This window comes from Roseibium sp. SCP14 (assembly GCF_040329475.1).
In the GTDB taxonomy this organism is placed as follows: domain Bacteria; phylum Pseudomonadota; class Alphaproteobacteria; order Rhizobiales; family Stappiaceae; genus Roseibium.
Map to the genome: position 1 here is coordinate 198,052 of NZ_JBDZYH010000003.1, position 17,451 is coordinate 215,502.

General features: G+C 55.0%; 15 protein-coding genes. 10 read left to right on the plus strand and 5 right to left on the minus strand.

Features of this window, described 5'->3' with window-relative positions; translation table 11 throughout:
- Positions 1 to 18: 18 nt before the first annotated feature.
- Both ABLQ08_RS13705 and ABLQ08_RS13710 read left to right on the plus strand, forming a co-directional pair.
- Positions 19 to 759, plus strand: coding sequence for a VWA domain-containing protein (locus ABLQ08_RS13705; RefSeq protein ID WP_352943134.1), 741 nt, complete (start codon positions 19 to 21; stop codon positions 757 to 759).
- Positions 756 to 1,463 carry a DnaJ domain-containing protein gene (locus tag ABLQ08_RS13710; RefSeq protein ID WP_352943136.1) on the plus strand — a complete coding sequence of 236 codons (708 nt, stop codon included), beginning with the start codon at positions 756 to 758 and terminating at the stop codon, positions 1,461 to 1,463. The genes ABLQ08_RS13705 and ABLQ08_RS13710 overlap by 4 nt, the downstream gene beginning before the upstream one ends.
- A gap of 17 nt (positions 1,464 to 1,480) precedes the next feature.
- On the opposite strand, the gene ABLQ08_RS13715 is transcribed toward ABLQ08_RS13710, so the two are convergent.
- Entirely contained in the window at positions 1,481 to 3,178 is a 1,698-nt protein-coding gene (locus ABLQ08_RS13715) for a serine hydrolase (protein ID WP_352943139.1), read from the minus strand.
- Positions 3,179 to 3,790: 612 nt separating this feature from the next.
- Here ABLQ08_RS13715 and ABLQ08_RS13720 point away from each other — a divergent pair.
- The 4 genes from ABLQ08_RS13720 to ABLQ08_RS13735 all read left to right on the plus strand — a co-directional run bounded on the left by ABLQ08_RS13720 (position 3,791) and on the right by ABLQ08_RS13735 (position 8,155).
- Positions 3,791 to 4,123: a phasin family protein gene (locus ABLQ08_RS13720; RefSeq protein WP_352943142.1), complete on the plus strand. Its 333-nt coding sequence runs from the start codon at positions 3,791 to 3,793 to the stop codon at positions 4,121 to 4,123.
- A 397-nt stretch (positions 4,124 to 4,520) separates the two neighbouring features.
- On the plus strand, positions 4,521 to 4,853 hold the full coding sequence (gene clpS / locus ABLQ08_RS13725) for an ATP-dependent Clp protease adapter ClpS (RefSeq protein ID WP_352943144.1): 333 nt from the start codon (positions 4,521 to 4,523) through the stop codon (positions 4,851 to 4,853).
- A 12-nt stretch (positions 4,854 to 4,865) separates the two neighbouring features.
- A complete protein-coding gene (gene clpA, locus ABLQ08_RS13730; protein WP_352943146.1) occupies positions 4,866 to 7,310 on the plus strand; it encodes an ATP-dependent Clp protease ATP-binding subunit ClpA in 2,445 nt (814 codons plus the stop codon).
- Between the two features lie 140 nt (positions 7,311 to 7,450).
- Complete coding sequence (locus ABLQ08_RS13735; RefSeq protein WP_352943149.1) at positions 7,451 to 8,155, plus strand: SDR family oxidoreductase; 705 nt, start codon at positions 7,451 to 7,453, stop codon at positions 8,153 to 8,155.
- A 21-nt stretch (positions 8,156 to 8,176) separates the two neighbouring features.
- Here the strand turns inward: ABLQ08_RS13735 and ABLQ08_RS13740 are convergent, their stop codons facing one another.
- A complete protein-coding gene (locus ABLQ08_RS13740; protein WP_352943152.1) occupies positions 8,177 to 9,103 on the minus strand; it encodes a formyltransferase family protein in 927 nt (308 codons plus the stop codon).
- A 227-nt stretch (positions 9,104 to 9,330) separates the two neighbouring features.
- On the opposite strand from ABLQ08_RS13740, the gene ABLQ08_RS13745 reads away from it, so the two are divergent.
- The 3 genes from ABLQ08_RS13745 to ABLQ08_RS13755 are packed head-to-tail and all read left to right on the plus strand — an operon-like array spanning position 9,331 to position 11,067.
- Positions 9,331 to 10,023: an AzlC family ABC transporter permease gene (locus ABLQ08_RS13745; RefSeq protein WP_352943155.1), complete on the plus strand. Its 693-nt coding sequence runs from the start codon at positions 9,331 to 9,333 to the stop codon at positions 10,021 to 10,023.
- Complete coding sequence (locus tag ABLQ08_RS13750; RefSeq protein WP_352943158.1) at positions 10,023 to 10,379, plus strand: AzlD domain-containing protein; 357 nt, start codon at positions 10,023 to 10,025, stop codon at positions 10,377 to 10,379. Before ABLQ08_RS13745 ends, ABLQ08_RS13750 begins: the two co-directional genes overlap by 1 nt.
- A 37-nt stretch (positions 10,380 to 10,416) precedes the next feature.
- A complete protein-coding gene (locus ABLQ08_RS13755) occupies positions 10,417 to 11,067 on the plus strand; it encodes a glutathione S-transferase family protein (protein ID WP_352943161.1) in 651 nt (216 codons plus the stop codon).
- A gap of 543 nt (positions 11,068 to 11,610) precedes the next feature.
- On the opposite strand, the gene ABLQ08_RS13760 is transcribed toward ABLQ08_RS13755, so the two are convergent.
- Both ABLQ08_RS13760 and ABLQ08_RS13765 read right to left on the minus strand, forming a co-directional pair.
- Positions 11,611 to 12,039 (minus strand): HIT family protein, encoded by a 429-nt coding sequence (locus tag ABLQ08_RS13760; RefSeq protein ID WP_352943164.1) that lies wholly within the window; start codon positions 12,037 to 12,039, stop codon positions 11,611 to 11,613.
- A 122-nt stretch (positions 12,040 to 12,161) separates the two neighbouring features.
- Positions 12,162 to 12,515: an ArsR/SmtB family transcription factor gene (locus ABLQ08_RS13765; RefSeq protein ID WP_352943167.1), complete on the minus strand. Its 354-nt coding sequence runs from the start codon at positions 12,513 to 12,515 to the stop codon at positions 12,162 to 12,164.
- 40 nt (positions 12,516 to 12,555) lie between these two features.
- Between ABLQ08_RS13765 and ABLQ08_RS13770 the strand changes: the two genes are divergently transcribed.
- Positions 12,556 to 13,923 carry a pyridoxal phosphate-dependent decarboxylase family protein gene (locus tag ABLQ08_RS13770; protein WP_352943170.1) on the plus strand — a complete coding sequence of 456 codons (1,368 nt, stop codon included), beginning with the start codon at positions 12,556 to 12,558 and terminating at the stop codon, positions 13,921 to 13,923.
- 86 nt (positions 13,924 to 14,009) lie between these two features.
- Here the strand turns inward: ABLQ08_RS13770 and ABLQ08_RS13775 are convergent, their stop codons facing one another.
- Complete coding sequence (locus tag ABLQ08_RS13775; protein WP_352943173.1) at positions 14,010 to 17,429, minus strand: acyl-[ACP]--phospholipid O-acyltransferase; 3,420 nt, start codon at positions 17,427 to 17,429, stop codon at positions 14,010 to 14,012.
- Positions 17,430 to 17,451: the final 22 nt, after the last annotated feature.

A 17,451-nucleotide genomic window follows, 5' to 3' on the forward strand; every position in this document is an offset into this window, starting at 1 on the left:
GCAGGAAGGAAGGGCAGGATGGCAAAAACCAGCGGCACCAAGAAGGAAGGTCTGGTTCAACAGCAAAAAACCAGTTTTCCGTCTGCTGCTTCTGATATTTCCGCGTTTCTGGACAAGGCCAAGCAGATCAAGCCTCAGCCGGGCAGTAGCGGAAGGCTGATATTCGCGCTTGATGCAACAATGAGTCGTCAACCGACCTGGGACCAGGCGTGTCATATCCAGGCAGAGATGTTTCAGGAAGCCGGCAAGATCGGCGGGTTGAAGATCAAACTTGTGTATTTTCGCGGGTTCGGTGAGTGCAAGGCTTCCCGCTGGTTCGAGCATGGAGGAGAACTCGCGAACGCGATGAGCCGTATTTCCTGCCAGGGCGGGCGCACGCAAATTCGCAAAGTTCTAACCGCTGCCCTGACGGCGGCCGACAAGGAGAAGATCGCGGCGCTCGTCTATGTGGGGGACTGCATGGAGGAGGATGTAGACAATCTGTGCGACAAGGCAGGAGAACTCGGCTTGCGCGGAGTACCGATGTTTCTATTTCAGGAGGGGCGGGACGCAGTGGCAGAACGTGCCTTCCGGGAAATGGCGAGGCTTACCAATGGAGCCTACTGTCCGTTCGATGCCGGCTCCGCGAAACAACTGTCGGAGCTTTTGAAAGCCGTTGCGGTGTTTGCGAGCGGTGGACATTCGGCGCTTCAAGCGCTTGAAAGAAGCGGTGGGCAAGGTGCCCGCCTGCTGTTGGAACAACTAAAACCGGCCAAATGATCTATCTTCTGATCGGACTGATCCTGCTTCTCGTCCTCTTGCTGGCAGGACGAAGTTTCGTACAAGCCAATCCGGCAACACTTGCTCAAAGCGTGAGGACTTATGGCGGAGTGCTGTTGATAGCGATCGCGGCGCTTTTTGCCATCGGAGGACGGGTCGTATTCGCCATTCCGATCTTCGGGCTTGGAGTGTCGCTTCTTGGGGCGGCCGGTTTTCGCAAACTGTCCGGAGGTTACAAGCCGCGGAAATCAGAGGGGCAAAGATCGCGAGTTCGCACCGCGATGGTGGAAATGGAACTGGATCATGACTCCGGAGCCATGACCGGTACCGTGCTTGCCGGCGGGTTTCAGGGCCGCAGGCTGGATGAACTGAGCAACGAGGAGCTTCATGCCTTTTGGCAGGAAGCAGCCCAGGACGAACAAAGCCGCAAGTTAGTCGAAGCTTATCTCGACCGCCGGCTTGCCGGATGGCGTGAACACTTCCAGTCTGATGGAGCAGAGGGGCAGGGAAGCGCGACGAGCACGGGCCCCATGACAGATGAGGAGGCCTACCAGATCCTGGGGCTTACGCCCGATGCCGGGGACGCGGAAATTCGAGCCGCGCACCGCAGGCTTATGATGCGGGTTCATCCCGACCAGGGGGGCTCCAGTTTCCTCGCGGCGAAAATCAACGAGGCTAAAGACACGCTTCTCAGAAGACATTGACGGCATCCGTTACGCGATTACTGATAGATGGCGAAGCAGGCGTATTTTGCCTTCTTCAGGGTTCTGCAGGCCTTTCGGGCTGCGGATTTCGTTTCAAAGCCTACGAAGCGAGCCCGGTAAAGGGTCTTGCCGCTTGCTTCGACTGGTTCGGTATAAGGTGAGCGGCCACGAAGAGCTGCTCCGGCCTTTGCCTTGGCCTTTTTCAGCATGGTGATTGCCTGGCCTTCGGTTTCTGCCGCTGCGATCTGAACCTGCCAACCCGGCTCGATGTCGGGCGTGTCGCTGGTTGCGACTGTGACCGTGTCATCCTTGTCTTCGGTAATTGGTGTCACCGTAGCAGTTTGAACGCTTGTCACGGCGGTAACTGGTTCAGGCGAGGCGGCGCCAACGGCAATTGCCGGAACAGTTTCGATTTTTACCGTAGCAACCTCAATCGTCTTCGGCAGGTCGGCCGGTGCCGTTTCTGCCGTCGGTGTTCCAAGCTTAAGTGCCTCCGCACGAGCGGCCTGCAGAAGAGCGCTCTTGGAGATGGAATTGGTGGTCAAGGTGCCGTCCGGGCCCTGAGGCGGGATCGGCGGCAGAGCAGTGGCAACGGCAAAAGTGCTGTCAAAGCGCTGCTTCACGATCCTCGGCGGGACGGGGATAGCATCTCCAAAGCCGGGAACTGTTTGTGGTGCAGTATCAGCCAGCGCAGCGGCGGCGGCAGCTGGTGTCGGGGCTTTAACAGGCTTTGTTGGAGCGGCCAGGGCAAGAACCATCGGGCTGCCTGTCGCTGGAGCAGGTTCACGACCTGGTTTTGCAACAGGCGCAGGCGGGTTCTTGATTGAAGCAGCCACAAAAGTCGGCTTTACGGAACGCTTGGCAATCATCGGAACAGTTTTCTTGCCCCGGGTTGCTTTTGACAGATAACGGTTGATGAGCTTGGTCATCTGCGCATTGCGGGAAGCACCCGATTTGCCACCCATGACCACTGCCACGATCTGACGACCGCCGGTGTTTACCGACGTCACGAGATTGAAGCCGGATGCTCGGATATAGCCGGTCTTGATCCCGTCAACGCCTTTCACGCGGCCCAGAAGCTTGTTGTGGTTGCCGTAAGTGCGGCCCTTGTACTTGTAGGCACGGGTTTTGAAATAGCCGTAATATTGCGGGTAGTGTTCCTGGATCGCGCGGCCGAGCGTCGCCATGTCGCGTGCGGTGGTGCGCTGACCGGAATTGGGCAACCCATGCGGGTTGCGGAACGTGGTCTTTTTCATGCCAAGTTGACGCGCAGTCCGGGTCATGCGCTCGGCAAATCGCTTTTCCGAACCACCGATATTTTCCGCCACAACGGTCGCCACGTCGTTAGCCGACTTGGTGACGAGCGCCAAGATGGCGTCCTTGACTTTGATCGTTGTGCCGGCTTTCAAGCCAAGTTTTGAAGGTGGCCGTCCGGCAGCGTATTTGGAAACCTTCAGCCGGGAATTCAATGAAAGACGGCCGGCCTCAAGCTCTTCGAAAACCACATAGAGGGTCATGATTTTCGTCAGCGAGGCTGGATACCTATAGGCGTCTGCCGACGACGCATAAAGTGTCTTACCGGTTTTCGCGTCAACCACGATGCCGGCATATTTGGAGTTTGCCAATGCAGCAGCCGGCGCGCCGAGAAGCAATGCGCCAAGGGCAAGTGCCTTGCCGAGGCGCACAACAGCTTTTGCATTGCGGAGAATACGCATACCAAACACAGTTACTATCCCATTTCGGGTCACTCGGGTTCGTTTCCGGAGCGGTAGGGGTCTAATCATTCCCCCGTGCGATTCAACCCATCACTCCAACGATCTACGAAACATTTGACGGAATCACGGTTACGAATGTGTAAATAATCGACATAAAAACCACTTAAAAAAATAGATTTTTGTTAGAGTTAATCTTTGGTTAATTTTGAATTTGAAGTATATTAAAAGTAGAAATTAGAATTTTTGGTGTATAAAATATGTTTGATGTGCGGTTATTGGTTAATGAGTTATTTAACTTGGGGTGGTTGCTGTTCCATTTTGGCAGATGGCCAAAACAACTCCTCTGGAGGTATTTTCTATTGGTCTTGCGGAGACGGCTGGCTGATGAGGGAGAGGGATTTCAACCTGTCGCGTACACGGGTGTCGGACACTCGTTGCAATGCATCTTGAATTAATTTCTCGTAATGGTTGTTTTTGCAGTGCAAAATCGCCTTGACTTGAATTGTGCGGCGCACTATTAAGGTCCCGTTAGGTAACGCGATGCGCGCGCCGGGCAGCCACGACGGCCGATGTTGGTCTCTGTGAACCGGTACGACGGATGAGGTCAGTGAAATGATGAACAGCTTTGAAGAGTTTCAGAAGTTGAACAAAGACAACATGGATATGGCCATGGAATCCTTCGGCTCCATGAGCAAGGGTTTCCAGGCGATTGCTGCTGAAGTCGCCGACTATCAGAAAAAGTCCTTCGAAGAAGGTACTGCAGCCGTTGAGAAGCTCGTGGCGTCCAAGTCCCTGGACAAGGCTTTCGAAGCTCAGGCTGAATATGTAAAGAACTCCTACGAGGGTTTTGTCGGCGAGATGACCAAGATCGGCGAAATGGTCTCCGACATCTCCAAGGATGCTTACAAACCTTACGAAGGCGTTCTGGGCAAAGTGGCAAAATAACTGCGACTTTTCCTGCCGCTTCACGGCGAATGGACAAGAACCCGGCTCTTCTGAGCCGGGTTTTTTCGTATATGCACAGATTTGCCCAACCATTCACAATTCATGGGCTGCTTCCGCGACGTGTTTCGAATTGCCTTGCTTCCTGATCTTTTAATCGCAATTCAGACACCTACATTCAACTTTAGCAGAGGTGTTTGCGCTCAAAATGCGGCGTTCACCCAAATGTTGATAAAATCGGCCATTGCGTGAGCGCGACTTGCGCGGCAGGATTACCAGATAGAACGTGGTTCGATGAAGCGCGGCTTTGTTGAGATAGCCTCGGGAATGCCGGTATTATCGGACGAACCGAGCGGGTAAACTGGTAGTGGCCAGAGTGAAAAAGGCGATAGAAACGACAATGTCGGCGGGCTCTGATTATGACAATGACGGTGGCGACGCCGGAACGGTTGTTGTCACCCGAACGAAAACTATCACAAAGCGGCCAAATCTCTATCGTGTGCTGCTTTTGAATGATGACTACACCCCAATGGAGTTTGTCATTCATGTCGTGGAGAACTTCTTCCAGAAGAACAGGGAAGAGGCGACCCGTATCATGCTGCATGTTCATCATCACGGCGTCGGGGAGTGCGGGATTTATTCCTACGAAGTCGCGGAAACCAAGGTTACCCAGGTGATGGATTTTGCACGCAAGCATCAGCATCCGCTGCAATGCGTCATGGAAAAAAAGTGAGGATCAACGCACGTGCCTTCCTTCTCACGCAGTCTTGAAAAAGCCCTCCATCAGGCTCTGGCGTTCGCGAACGAGCGCCAACAGGAATATGCGACGTTAGAACACTTACTTCTTGCCTTGTTGGACGATCAGGATGCGGCCGCCGTTATGCGGGCCTGCAATGTCGATCTGGACACGATCCGTCGCAATCTCCTGGAATATATCGAGACCGAGCTCGACAACCTGGTTACCGACAATGATGAGGATTCCAAGCCAACCGCGGGTTTCCAACGGGTGATCCAGCGGGCAGTCATCCATGTCCAGTCGTCGGGACGGGAAGAAGTGACGGGCGCCAACGTGCTCGTTGCGATCTTCGCCGAGCGCGAAAGCCATGCTGCCTATTTCCTGCAGGACCAGGACATGACCCGCTACGATGCGGTCAACTATATTTCCCATGGCATAGCCAAACGCCCGGGCATGTCTGAAGCGCGTCCGGTTGATGGGGCTGACGAAGAAGATGTTCTTCCTGGCGGCGAGGGCGATAAGAAATCAAACCAGAAAACCGATGCGCTTGAAGCCTATTGTGTCAATCTCAATGAAAAGGCTACCAACGGCAAGATCGATCCTTTGATCGGCCGGGACAGCGAGATACAGCGCACGATCCAGATCCTGTGCCGCAGATCGAAGAACAACCCGTTGTTCGTTGGTGATCCTGGTGTGGGCAAAACAGCAATCGCGGAGGGGCTCGCGCACCGTATTGTCAATGGCGATGTGCCGGATGTTCTGGTTGACGCAACCATCTTCTCTCTTGATATGGGCTCGCTGCTAGCCGGAACCCGCTATCGCGGCGATTTCGAAGAGCGCTTGAAGCAGGTCGTCAAGGAGATTGAGGATTATCCGGGCGCGGTTATGTTCATCGATGAAATTCATACGGTGATCGGTGCCGGTGCGACGTCCGGTGGGGCAATGGATGCGTCCAATCTGCTCAAGCCGGCTCTGGCATCGGGAACCATCCGTTGCATCGGTTCGACGACGTACAAGGAATACCGCCAGTTTTTCGAGAAGGATCGGGCACTCGTCCGCCGCTTCCAGAAGATCGATGTCAATGAGCCGACTATTCCGGACGCTATCGACATCCTGAAAGGCTTGAAGCCCTATTTCGAAGACTTTCACAAGGTGCGCTACACCAACGACGCCATCAAGACGGCGGTGGAGCTTTCGGCCAAATACATTTCCGACCGGAAATTGCCGGACAAGGCGATCGATGTGCTTGATGAAACCGGTGCATCGCAAATGCTGGTGCCGGAAGCGCGTCGGCGGAAAACGATTGGTGTGAAGGAGATTGAAAACACTATTGCGACCATGGCGCGGATCCCGCCGAAGTCCGTCTCCAAGGACGATGCGGAGGTTCTTGAAAATCTCGGCAAGGACCTGAAGCGGGTTGTCTACGGCCAGGACGGTGCGATCGAGACTCTGGCGTCTGCGATCAAGCTTGCGCGCGCAGGTCTGCGCGAACCGGACAAGCCGATCGGCAGCTACCTGTTCTCCGGCCCGACCGGCGTCGGCAAAACCGAGGTTGCGCGCCAACTTGCGTCTTCACTCGGGGTCGAACTGATCCGTTTTGACATGTCGGAATACATGGAGCGCCACACTGTCTCCAGGCTGATCGGTGCGCCTCCAGGATATGTCGGCTTTGATCAGGGGGGGCTCCTGACAGATGGCGTCGACCAGCATCCACATTGTGTGCTGCTGCTCGATGAAATCGAAAAGGCGCACCCGGACCTGTTCAACATTCTTCTGCAGGTCATGGACCATGGCAAACTGACGGATCACAACGGCAAGCAGGTCGATTTCCGGAATGTGATCCTGATCATGACCACAAACGCCGGCGCAGCTGACATGGCCAAGATGCCGGTTGGTTTCAATCGGGTGAAGCGCGAAGGAGATGACACCGAGGCGATCAACAAGCTGTTCACGCCCGAGTTCCGCAATCGACTGGATGCCATCATTCCGTTCGGCAATCTGCCGATGGAAGTGGTTTACAAGGTTGTCGAAAAGTTCGTCATGCAGCTGGAAGTTCAGCTGGCGGATCGCAACGTTACTTTCGAGCTGACCGAAGATGCCGTGAAGTGGTTGGCGACCAAGGGATACGACGATCGGATGGGCGCCCGTCCTTTGGGCCGGATAATCCAGGAGCACATCAAGCGACCGCTCGCGGATGAAGTTCTGTTCGGCAAGCTGAAGAAGGGCGGAATGGTCAAAGTCTCCGTCTCCGAGGATGGCAAAGGCCTGTTGCTCGAAAGTGTCGAGGAGCGAGCAACGCCGCCGAAACCCAAGGCCAAGGCAAACGCAAAGCCGAAACCGAAGCGCAGGCGGAAAACAGCTTCAAAGACCACCGCCAAGGATACAAAATCCTCCTCAGGTAAAGGTGGTACGTCCAAGAAAAGCCTGGTGCCAAAGGTGCCATTGGCAGATTGATAGACAAAGCCCCGGAAAATCCGGGGCTTTTTCTTTGCGTCCATTCATCAGCTCAATTGATCCAATTCATTCGGCAAAATCATTTGCCGAAGTGTGTTTCTCTGCCTAGCTTTCTGCAAAGGCATGAAAGGAGCGTCAGGATGCCCGAAACGAAAGTTGCACTAGTCACGGCCGGTGGCTCAGGAATGGGGGCGGAAGCTGCCAGGCGCCTTGCCGCAGATGGAATGAAAGTTGCTATCCTGTCTTCTTCCGGCAAGGGAGAAGCCCTCGCCAGGGAACTTGGCGGCATCGGTCATACAGGATCGAACCTTGTACCTGACGACTTGCAGTCGTTTGTGAATAAAGCAATGGATGCGTTTGGTAGAATTGATGTTCTTGTCAATTCTGCTGGCCATGGCCCTAAGGGAGATATTTTGGAGATCTCCGATGAAGACTGGCATCTTGGAATGGATTACTACCTGATGAATGTCATTCGACCGGCCCGTTTGGTTGCACCTGTCATGGCGGATCAGGGTGGTGGTGCCATCATCAACATCTCGACCTTCGCCACGTTTGAGCCAGATCCGATGTTTCCGACTTCCGGCGTCTTCCGGGCTGGTCTTGCCAGTTTCACCAAGTTGTTTTCCGACAAGTTCGCAGCGCAAAATATTCGTATGAACAATATCCTTCCGGGGTTCATCGACAGCCTGCCGGAAAAGGAAGACCGTCGCTCGCGCATCCCCATGGGGCGCTATGGCCGGTCGGACGAAGTCTCCAGCTTGATTTCCTATCTGGCCAGTGACGAGGCAGGCTACATCACCGGACAAAACATCCGCATTGATGGCGGCCTTACGCGATCGGTTTAGTGTTCCCGGGGTTGTAGCCGGTTATTCAAATAGCGCTGGATCAGGAACGATGTGTTCGGGAAACTCCCGGACAGGTTCCATCATCCAGCGCTTTATCGCACTTGGAAAGAGAGCTGCAAAATCGACTTGTGTCATGGGCATGGTGTGGCCCCTCAGGTGCCAGTCGATCAAAGAACTGATGGTATGGAAGGTCAGGTAATCGAGACCGTCCATCACCTTGGTGTAGTAGTCGACCTTGCTTTCCGGGAAGTCGCCGTTCGTCATTCGAATGTTGATGGGAGGTGAAGAGCCGACAATCGGGCCTGCATCCAGAGCCTCGTTCATGAGATGAACTGTCCAGCAGGTCGAAATCGCGTTTCTCGATCTGCTGTCGTCATACATTGCAGGACCGGCTCCGAACCCATGAGCAAGGTCCGCAGGGTGAAGGTTGTAGATGCCGAGCCTGGGAATTTCCAGAATGGGGCCGTCGATCAATTGACCGTAACCGCAGCAAATGACGGCATCTGGCTTCAATTCGGAAAATGTTTCCCGAAACCAGTCTGTTTTGATGTCTCCCGTGTAGACCGGAATACCGGCATCCAGAGCAGACTTGATCGTAGCGAACTCGATTCTGCGCTGCACGTCCTCCGGATAAACATGCCAGATCCTCTTCCTCACTCCAATCTTTGCTTCCGGATTGGCAACATCGTCTGTCAGCAAACAAGCGATGTGAAGCTTGTCAGGGAATTGCCGCGCGTATGAGAGAAGTGTTTTCAACATCAAAAATCCGACCGGCATGCTGCCGATCACAGCAAGTCTCAAAATACCGGGTGCAATGTTGGGCCTGGGATCTGACGCGGGCTGAATGAATTCGCCCCAACGAATTGAAGTGTCGTCATAAACACTGTCTGCGAGCTGATACTCTTCGAGCAGATTGTTCAGCCAGGCATCCTTGGTGACGTCTCCCATGCAATTGCCTTCGTTGGAAACAAGAGCTCCCAACCTAACCCGTCAGGGCTGAAAATGCATGGCAGCCATGCTCCCGGCGGGTGGCGGAGCGTGTCGTACATTGACAAATCTGGATCAGGGATTTTTATAAGGAGACCTTACTAATTCGTCAGGGGCTGGCCATGTCTCCGCCAGATGGCGTTGCTGCAATCGATGATGCTGATAAAAATTTACCGGGCAGAATCTGGATGTTTCGCGGTGCTCGGGCCGCAATATCGGTTCCTGCTCTGATATTGACCGCCGCTTTCATCGGTTACGCCGGACTTGCGCGGGAAAGCGGGCTGTCGCTGGCGGAAACCCTTGCCATGACCGGGCTTATCTGGGCGTTGCCGTCGATTGTCGTTCTGACTGGAGCGCTCAATTCCGGTATGGGGCTGATACCCGCTGCAATCGCCGTCGCGCTGGCATCGGTAAGGCTTATGCCGATGACAATTGCTTTCCTTCCGCTGGTCAAGATCCCTGGAAAGACCAAGACATGGCAACTGCTGATTGCCTCGCATTTTGTCGCGGTGACGGCTTGGGTCTTTGCAATGAAGAACCTGCCCAGTTACCCGAAAGAGGCACGGCTTCCGTTTTTTGTCGGGTTCGGTTCTGCGTTGACCGGGTTCGTGTTCTGCATGACTGGTATTGCCTATCTCGTCGTTGAAAGAATGCCCGATGTTGTCGCCGGTGCGCTTGTTTTGTTGACGCCGGTTTATTTCCTTTGCTCGCTCTGGGGAGCAGCGCTGTTGAATGCGGACAAGGTCGCAATGGCAGCAGGGCTTGTGCTCGGACCGATTGTGTTTCTTGTTGCGCCTGGGCTGGATCTCCTCTGGACGGGGCTGCTAGGTGGCACGGCAGCCTATTTTGGCACCCGTTTCATGCGCCGAGGGTTTTCGTGATGGGGCCGGTTGCAGACACCTGGTGGTGGCCCTTTGTGATGATCCTGGTTGCCGGTTGGTTTGCAACCGACGTTTGGCGCTGGATCGGCGTATTTGCGGGAGGCAGGCTGCGGGAAGATAGCGAAGTGCTGATCTGGGTGCGCTGCGTCGCAACGGCTTTGGTCGCGGGACTGATTTCAAAACTGATCCTGTTTCCTCAAGGTATCCTCGCAGAAACGCCACTCTGGCTTCGTCTGGTCGCAACCGGGTTGGGCTTCGGTGCGTTTTTCCTGTCCCGTCAAAGGGTCATCGTCGGTGTTCTTGCGGCCGAGGTTTGCCTGATTGGTGGCTGGTTGCTGCTCGATAGGGTAGGCTGAAGTCTCCTGGGAAACATTCCAAATGCAGGAGGCGAAAATGACGGATCAGGTGGAACTCTTTTACGCCCCGCAGACCCGTGCCACTGGCGTGCGCGTACTCCTCGAGGAACTGGGCGCGCCCTACAAATTGAACGTCCTGAACTTCAAACTCGGCGAGAACCGCCAATCGGACTATCTGAAGGTTAACCCCTCCGGCAAAGTGCCGGTGGTCCGCCACGGTGATGCAATCATTACCGAGCAGGTAGCGATTTATCTCTATCTCGCTGATCTTTTTCGTGAAAGAGGGCTCACGCCGGCTCTGGACGATCCGTTACGCGGACCATACTTGCGCTGGTTTGTATATATGACGTCCTGTTTCGAACCAGCTCTGGTCGACAAGGCCCTGAAACGGGAAGAGCCGCCTCATTCCATGTCGCCCTATGGAACGTTCGACACGGTGATGGAAAACATGCGCGTCCGGTTGGCCGATGGACCCTTCGTTCTCGGAGAGCAGATGACCGCTGTAGATGTCATGTGGGCCATGGGGTTACGTTGGGGCATGATGTTCGGAATCGTTCCGGAGATTGCCGAATTCAGGGATTATACAGAGAGGTACTTCCAACGGTTTGTACCCCGGAAAGTTCTTGAAGACGATCAGGCGATGGCGATCGAACACGAAGATGCCGCTGTTCTTGCGGGGATTGCCTGAATGCTGATGAGGCGATCAGACTTCTGGGTTCAGGCGCAAGTGTGCATGTTCTGTAATCCAGTCCCTTTTCAGAAACGGAAAAATTGCCTGGACCACATCGCCAGAATTGTGAGCTGCAACGGCCTTCCAGTCGAGCCAGTTACTATTGTCGTCAATTTCACCGGTCTCCCGGCAGTCGAAGAAAACAGAGCACCACTCGTGGCATGAGCTGCGCAGGATCATGTTTGCGGGGGCGGAGAGCTCAAGCGTCACAAAGTCGGACTAGGTCAATTCAGGGGCCGAGAGGAGCATGGTTGCAAAGGCTCCAGGTTTTCGGGATGCGTCTCATAAGTCCAGACAGGAGGGCAGGTTCCATCGGACAGCCCGAGGTTTTTCGGGAACGAGCCAGCATAGGAATAAGCAATCCGGTCTTTCGCGGAAGCGTTTATGCCTTTCCATGTGGGCGTATATTTGCCCGCCTCATCAAACAGGTCGAGGACACACGCCCGCTGAAACGTGAACAGGCGGGCGTGGTCATCAGGTATTTCAGAAGAATTTTCCCAGTCAGTCGAGCGCTGCGCGGATCTTTTCCGCCTGTGCGGCGAGCAGGTCGTTATCTGCCATCTCACCGGTATGCGGCTTCAAGGACACACCATCGAAGCGGGGAATGACGTGGACATGCGTGTGAAACACGACCTGGCCACCTGCCGGCTCTGAAAACTGCTGGATCGTCGCACCGTCTGCATCAAACGCCTTGACAACCGTGCGCGCCAATTTCTGGACCGTTGCCATAACGGCATTCAGGTCTTCAGTCGCAATGTCGAAAATATTGCGGGAGGGTGCTTTGGGAATCACCAGAAGGTGCCCGTCGCCACGGGGCATGATATCCATGATCGCCAGTGTCATGTCGTCTTCATAGATCTTGTGGCTTGGCAGTTCTCCGCGCAGGATTTTGGCGAAAACATTTTGATCGTCATAGGCGGGAGTTGTCATGATCCGGGGTCCGTTTTGGTGGATTTTGCAGTGGCGTTTCCAAGCCGTTGCGCGGAGACTAGCCGTTGTTTCCGCCAAGGGGCAAGAGGGAAGCCGAATTCCATATTTTTTCCAAAACCAGGTTAGACCGCTGCTCGTTTGACCGGCTCAATTCTGGCAGCATCCGCAAGGCTGGTCCCAATTTCCTGCAGGCGGTTTCTGTCGGGCTTGTAAAACATCCAATTGCCGAATTTTTTACCGGTTACCAAACCGGCGTCAGCCAGCTTTTTCATGTGCGAGCTGACTGTCGGCTGAGAAAGCCCCGCTTTTTCGGTGATGAACCCCACGCAGACGCCATCTTCCACAAGGTCTCCGTCTCGCTGCTCGGGAAAGTGAGCGCGCGGATCCAGAATCCAAAGCATGATCTGAAGCCTGACAGGGCTCGACAGTGCCGACATTGTGGTGGAGCTTGACTCAATATCTATATTGATATTCATCTATATAGAAACTCTTCGATATAGGTGGTGCGATTTGAGCATGGAAAATAGCCTTCTTGAACTCCAGGCGGAAGCCTTTTCAGATGCCGCCAGCCGGGGCGCGCGTTATCTCAGGCAGATTGGTTCGCGTCACGTCGATGCCAACATCTCCAGGCTCGCAGAACTGGGACCTTCGTTGCCCGAGCAGGGACTGGACGTAAAAAGCGTTCTCGACCTGATGGAAACGGTTGGCGGTGAAGGGACTGTGGCGACAGCTGCTGGCCGTTACTTCGGATATGTGATCGGTGGCGCACTGCCAGCGGCATCCGGAGCACGAGCCTTGCTTTCGGCCTGGGACCAGGTTGCCGATCAGTTGACTGGTCCCACTGTTCTGGAAATGGAGAAAGTCGCTCTGTCCTGGATTGTTGATCTTCTGGAATTGCCGCAAGAGACCTCAGGTGCATTTACCACCGGAGCGACCATGGCGAACATGACTTTGCTGGTCACTGCCCGGGATACGCTGCTGACCCGCCAGGGACATTCGCGGGGAGCGGGATTGGTTGGCGCTCCACCACTGCGTATAGTCGCCAGTCGGGAAATTCATGCGACGGTTTTGAAATCCGTTCGCATGGCAGGGCTCTCAACGGACGGGATTGAATGGGTCGATGTTGATGGTGAAGGCAGAATGCTGGCAAGCAAGATGCCAAAACTGGACGGGAGCACGCTTGTTCTTTGCCAATCAGGCAACGTTTGCACCGGTGCCGTTGATCCACTGAAGGATATTGGGGAGAGCTGCAATGCAGCCGGCGCCTGGATGCATGTTGATGGCGCATTCGGGTTGTGGTCCCGCACCGGCAACTTTCTCACACGCGCTTTCGACGGCTTGGAGCTTGCTGATAGCTGGGTCGTCGATTCCCACAAGACACTGAACACCCCCTACGACTCAGGTGTCGCACTTTGCCGTCACCCGGAAGAGATGCAGGCGTCCATGGCAATCGGGGCAGGGTACTTGCCTGCAACCAACCAAGGACCTTCAGATCGGGCGCCCGAATTCAGCCGATCCGCGCGTGGTGCCGAGACCTGGGCGGCTTTGCTGTCGCTTGGGCGTCAGGGTGTTGCCGACATGGTGACGCGTTTTCATCGTCATGCTGTACGGATTGCACGGGAACTGCGTGATCTAGGGTTCGAAGTCCCGCATGAAATTCACTTCAATCAGGTGTTCGCAACGCTGCCCGGAAACGAAGAGATGTGTGAGCGCATCGTCACTCATGTTCAGGCCTCCGGTGAAGCGTGGTTCGGGCAGGCGACGTGGCAACGACGGAAAGGCTTTCGGATAAGTGTGTCGAACTGGACGACATCTGATGACGATGTGGACCGACTTGTTTTAGCGATCAAAGGTGCGAAAGCGCATATCATGAAAACTGACTGAAGTATCCGCGGCTTACGCGTTGTTGCGGTGGTTTCGACCAAAAGGAGTGCATCCCGAGAAACACGGGATGCACCTTGAAAGAACAATCAGGCCGCTTTGTCCATATCCGAAATGTCAGCAACAAACTTTGCGACGCCTGTGAAGTCGATCTTCCCCGACCCCAGAACTGGTACTTTGGACACCACGCGGACATCTGCCGGGATCATGAGATCCTGAGCGCCTCTAGCCTTCGCCGCCTCAATGAAGGTTGACCGGCTGGCTTCGGGACACTCCGTCACAAGGATAATTTTTTCGCCCTTGCGCTGATCCTTTATCGCAGCGACCGCTGACAGATGTTCAGGCCAGATCTGACCGGCCAAGGCTTCGACAGCGGCCAGTGAAACCATCTCACCACCTATCTTTGCGAAGCGCTTGGCTCGGCCCTTGATGGCAATGAAGCCATCGGCGTCAATTTCAACGATGTCGCCTGTATCGTGCCAGCCGTCGACGAGAGGCTCGACCACACCTGGGTTGTCTTCCTTCAGGTAACCGACCATCACGTTTGGACCGGACACATACAGGCGGCCGCCGGTTTCCACTCCCGGGACTGGCTCCAGCCTTGCAGTCATGCCTGGCATTAATTTGCCGACAGTGCCTGGCTTGTTGAACATCGGCGTGTTGATGGCGATGACCGGTGCTGTTTCCGTTACGCCATAGCCTTCCAGAACGCGCAAACCGAAGCGTTCCATGTAGGTTTCGCGCGTGGATGCCTTGACCGGTTCAGCACCAGCAAAACAGTAACGCAAGGAGCGGAAATCGTATGCGTGAGCAACACGGGCATAGCCATTGAGGAACGTATCCGTGCCGAACAGGATCGTTGAGTTGGAGCTGTAGATCAGTTCCGGAATGATCCGGTAGTGCAGCGGAGACGGATAAAGATAGGTCGGCACGCCGGAGATCAGCGGCAGGATCGTGCCTGCGGTCAGACCGAATGAGTGGAACATCGGCAGGACGTTGAACACCTTGTCCGAAGGCGTGAAGTCGATCCGTGCCGCTGCCTGATTGGCGTTGGCCAGAATGTTCTTGTGCGTCAGAACAACTCCTTTTGGAGTGCCTTCAGAGCCTGATGTGAACAGGATCACGGCCGTGTCTTTCGATCCACGTTCCACGATCGGACGTTTGCGGGTCAAAACTCCCTTGATCTTCTCCAGAATGCTGATCTGAGTACGCACCTCATCGAGCCAGATGAATTTTACATGCGGTTCCAAGCTGGCAACCAAAGCGTCCAGGTTTGCCTGTTTGACAAAGGTATGGGAGGACAGAATGGTTTCGACACCGGATGCGCGGCACGCTGACAGGATGTTTTCCTTGCCCGCCGTAAAGTTGATCATTGCCGGGACTTTGCCAGCAGACATAACTGCCAGGACGGTGACGGCCGAGCCATTGGCGTTGGGCAGCATCACACCCAGAGTATCTTCACCATCGGTCAGTTTCGTGATCTTCCGGCCAAGGACTGAAATGCCAGTTAGAAGTTTGCCATAGCTCAATTTACCTGACAGCGGGTCTTCAAGGGCAGGGGCAGACAAGCCACGTTCCCTGGCTGTCGAGATGATTTCATCCACAATGGTGTTGTCCTCGGCAAGGCTGGTTTCGAACATCAGGTCCGACATCACCTGATAGAGTTCGCTTCCGGCCGCCGCGCGGCGCTTGCGTCCCTTCAGGTCCTCAGGCAATTCCAGTTGTTTCGGTTCCATGATTGTGACCCTCACTTTCGGAAACAGGCGTTTGCGGATCTGCGCTGGGTTCAGATAGGAGAAAGGTGTTTTTTCCAGACCGTCGATGCGAATGGGTACGATCATTGCGCCGGTCTTGTCCGCGACCATTGCGGCCCCGTCGTAGACTTTCATCAAACCACCGGTAACCGTCAAACGGCCTTCCGGAAAAATGACCATCGGCTCACCGGACTTCACAACCTTGATCAGGGAGCGCGTTGCCATCGGTTTGGCAGGATTGATCGGTAGTGCATTGGCAAGCTTCAGAAACGGTCTGACCCACCAGCGTCTGGAAACTTCGTAGTCGACTGCGAAGGTTGGAACCTTGTCCGTCAGTGTCAGGGCAAGGCCCGCATCCAGATAGCTGACATGGTTCAGAGCGAGAATAGGGGCTTCTCCGGCTTTTTCCAGGTTTTCCAATCCTTTCACCTCCATCCGGAAGATTGCGCGGTAGAGGATGGAAATCGCATCGCGAGCCGGATTGGTCGGCAAAATCGCAAACATGATTATGCAGGCGAGTGCGTTGAGAGCGGACAGTGAAATCATGATCATCGGCAGGGAGATGCCCGCCTTTTGCGCGCCGGCGAGAACAAGACCGCCGACGGTCATCATTCCCGCGCCAAGAGCATTGGCTCCGGCAATGCGGCGTGCGCGGCTGTCAGGCTTTGCCCAGGATTGCAGGGCCGTGAAGGTCGGGACCACCAGAAGCGCTCCGGAGATCGCGAGACCTGCCATGTCCAGGCTTAGGCGCACGACGCCGTCACGCTGAATGAATTCCATCAGATTTGCGGATGGAACAGCTGCGGGAAGTCCATAAAGGACGATAGCTGCGTCCAGGCAAAAGAATGCCAGCAGGGCGGTGCCAACAGGCGCAGGCAACAAGATCACCCTGCCAGCGGAAATCCAGGCAGCAAGTGCAGAACCGACACCGATCGAGACAGCGAAAACTGTCAGAAAGTAGGTAACGGCAGTCTCTCCACCCGCGAGCATGTCGGAGACGATCAGCGGCAGGACCGAAAGAACAATGGCACCGATCAACCAGAACCAGGCGTTCATCAGAGCGACGTGAAAGAGGTGCTTGTCGGCTTTGAGGTCGGAAAGGATCCGCCAGGTTGAAGTCGCGATATTCCAGTCGATTTTGAGCGTGGGTGCCGCCGCAGGCATGGAAGGGATCTGACGGCTTGTCAGGTAGCAGGCAATGGAAAGAGCGATCATGACTGGTGCGAAAACCAAAGCAGGCGCTCCTGATGTGAAAAGCAGTCCAGCTGAAATTGTGCCGCCCAGAATGGCAAGAAACGTTCCTGCTTCCACCCATGCGTTGGCACGAGGCAGTTCTGCGTTTTTCAGAAGTTCCGGCAACATTCCGTATTTGACCGGGCTGAAGAGCGCGGACATTGCGCCAAAGACAAACAGCGCAGAAAACAGGACGGGAAGAGAGGAGAGAGCCATGCCGATGACGGCCAATCCGGCCCCTGCAATTTCCACCAGTTTGGTAATTCTCGCCATCCGGGCCTTGTCGTAACGATCGGCCAACTCTCCGCCCAGGGCGGACAGGGCGAGAAAAGGCACGATGAAGACTGCGCCTGCCAATGCGATGAGGGCGCCTGTATTTCCAGAGGCCATACCAGTTGTGGTGACTTGAAAAAGGATCAGAAAGATCAGTGAGTTTTTCAGGAAATTGTCATTGAAGGCTGAAAGGAACTGGGTCCAAAACAGCGGCGCAAATCGCCTGGTTTTCATAATTGAATTGCTCATCTCTTTTCCTCCCGGGCGGCCG

Coding starts and splice junctions, on each gene's coding strand:
- ABLQ08_RS13740 (WP_352943152.1), bottom strand. CDS start 9,103: ATGGGAGACGTCACCAAGGATGCCTGGCTGAACAATCTGCTCGAAGAG.
- ABLQ08_RS13710 (WP_352943136.1), top strand. CDS start 756: ATGATCTATCTTCTGATCGGACTGATCCTGCTTCTCGTCCTCTTGCTG.
- ABLQ08_RS13720 (WP_352943142.1), top strand. CDS start 3,791: ATGATGAACAGCTTTGAAGAGTTTCAGAAGTTGAACAAAGACAACATG.
- ABLQ08_RS13760 (WP_352943164.1), bottom strand. CDS start 12,039: ATGACAACTCCCGCCTATGACGATCAAAATGTTTTCGCCAAAATCCTG.
- ABLQ08_RS13770 (WP_352943170.1), top strand. CDS start 12,556: ATGGAAAATAGCCTTCTTGAACTCCAGGCGGAAGCCTTTTCAGATGCC.
- ABLQ08_RS13745 (WP_352943155.1), top strand. CDS start 9,331: ATGTTTCGCGGTGCTCGGGCCGCAATATCGGTTCCTGCTCTGATATTG.
- ABLQ08_RS13775 (WP_352943173.1), bottom strand. CDS start 17,429: ATGAGCAATTCAATTATGAAAACCAGGCGATTTGCGCCGCTGTTTTGG.
- ABLQ08_RS13715 (WP_352943139.1), bottom strand. CDS start 3,178: ATGCGTATTCTCCGCAATGCAAAAGCTGTTGTGCGCCTCGGCAAGGCA.
- ABLQ08_RS13735 (WP_352943149.1), top strand. CDS start 7,451: ATGCCCGAAACGAAAGTTGCACTAGTCACGGCCGGTGGCTCAGGAATG.
- ABLQ08_RS13755 (WP_352943161.1), top strand. CDS start 10,417: ATGACGGATCAGGTGGAACTCTTTTACGCCCCGCAGACCCGTGCCACT.
- ABLQ08_RS13705 (WP_352943134.1), top strand. CDS start 19: ATGGCAAAAACCAGCGGCACCAAGAAGGAAGGTCTGGTTCAACAGCAA.
- ABLQ08_RS13765 (WP_352943167.1), bottom strand. CDS start 12,515: ATGAATATCAATATAGATATTGAGTCAAGCTCCACCACAATGTCGGCA.
- clpS (WP_352943144.1), top strand. CDS start 4,521: ATGTCGGCGGGCTCTGATTATGACAATGACGGTGGCGACGCCGGAACG.
- ABLQ08_RS13750 (WP_352943158.1), top strand. CDS start 10,023: ATGGGGCCGGTTGCAGACACCTGGTGGTGGCCCTTTGTGATGATCCTG.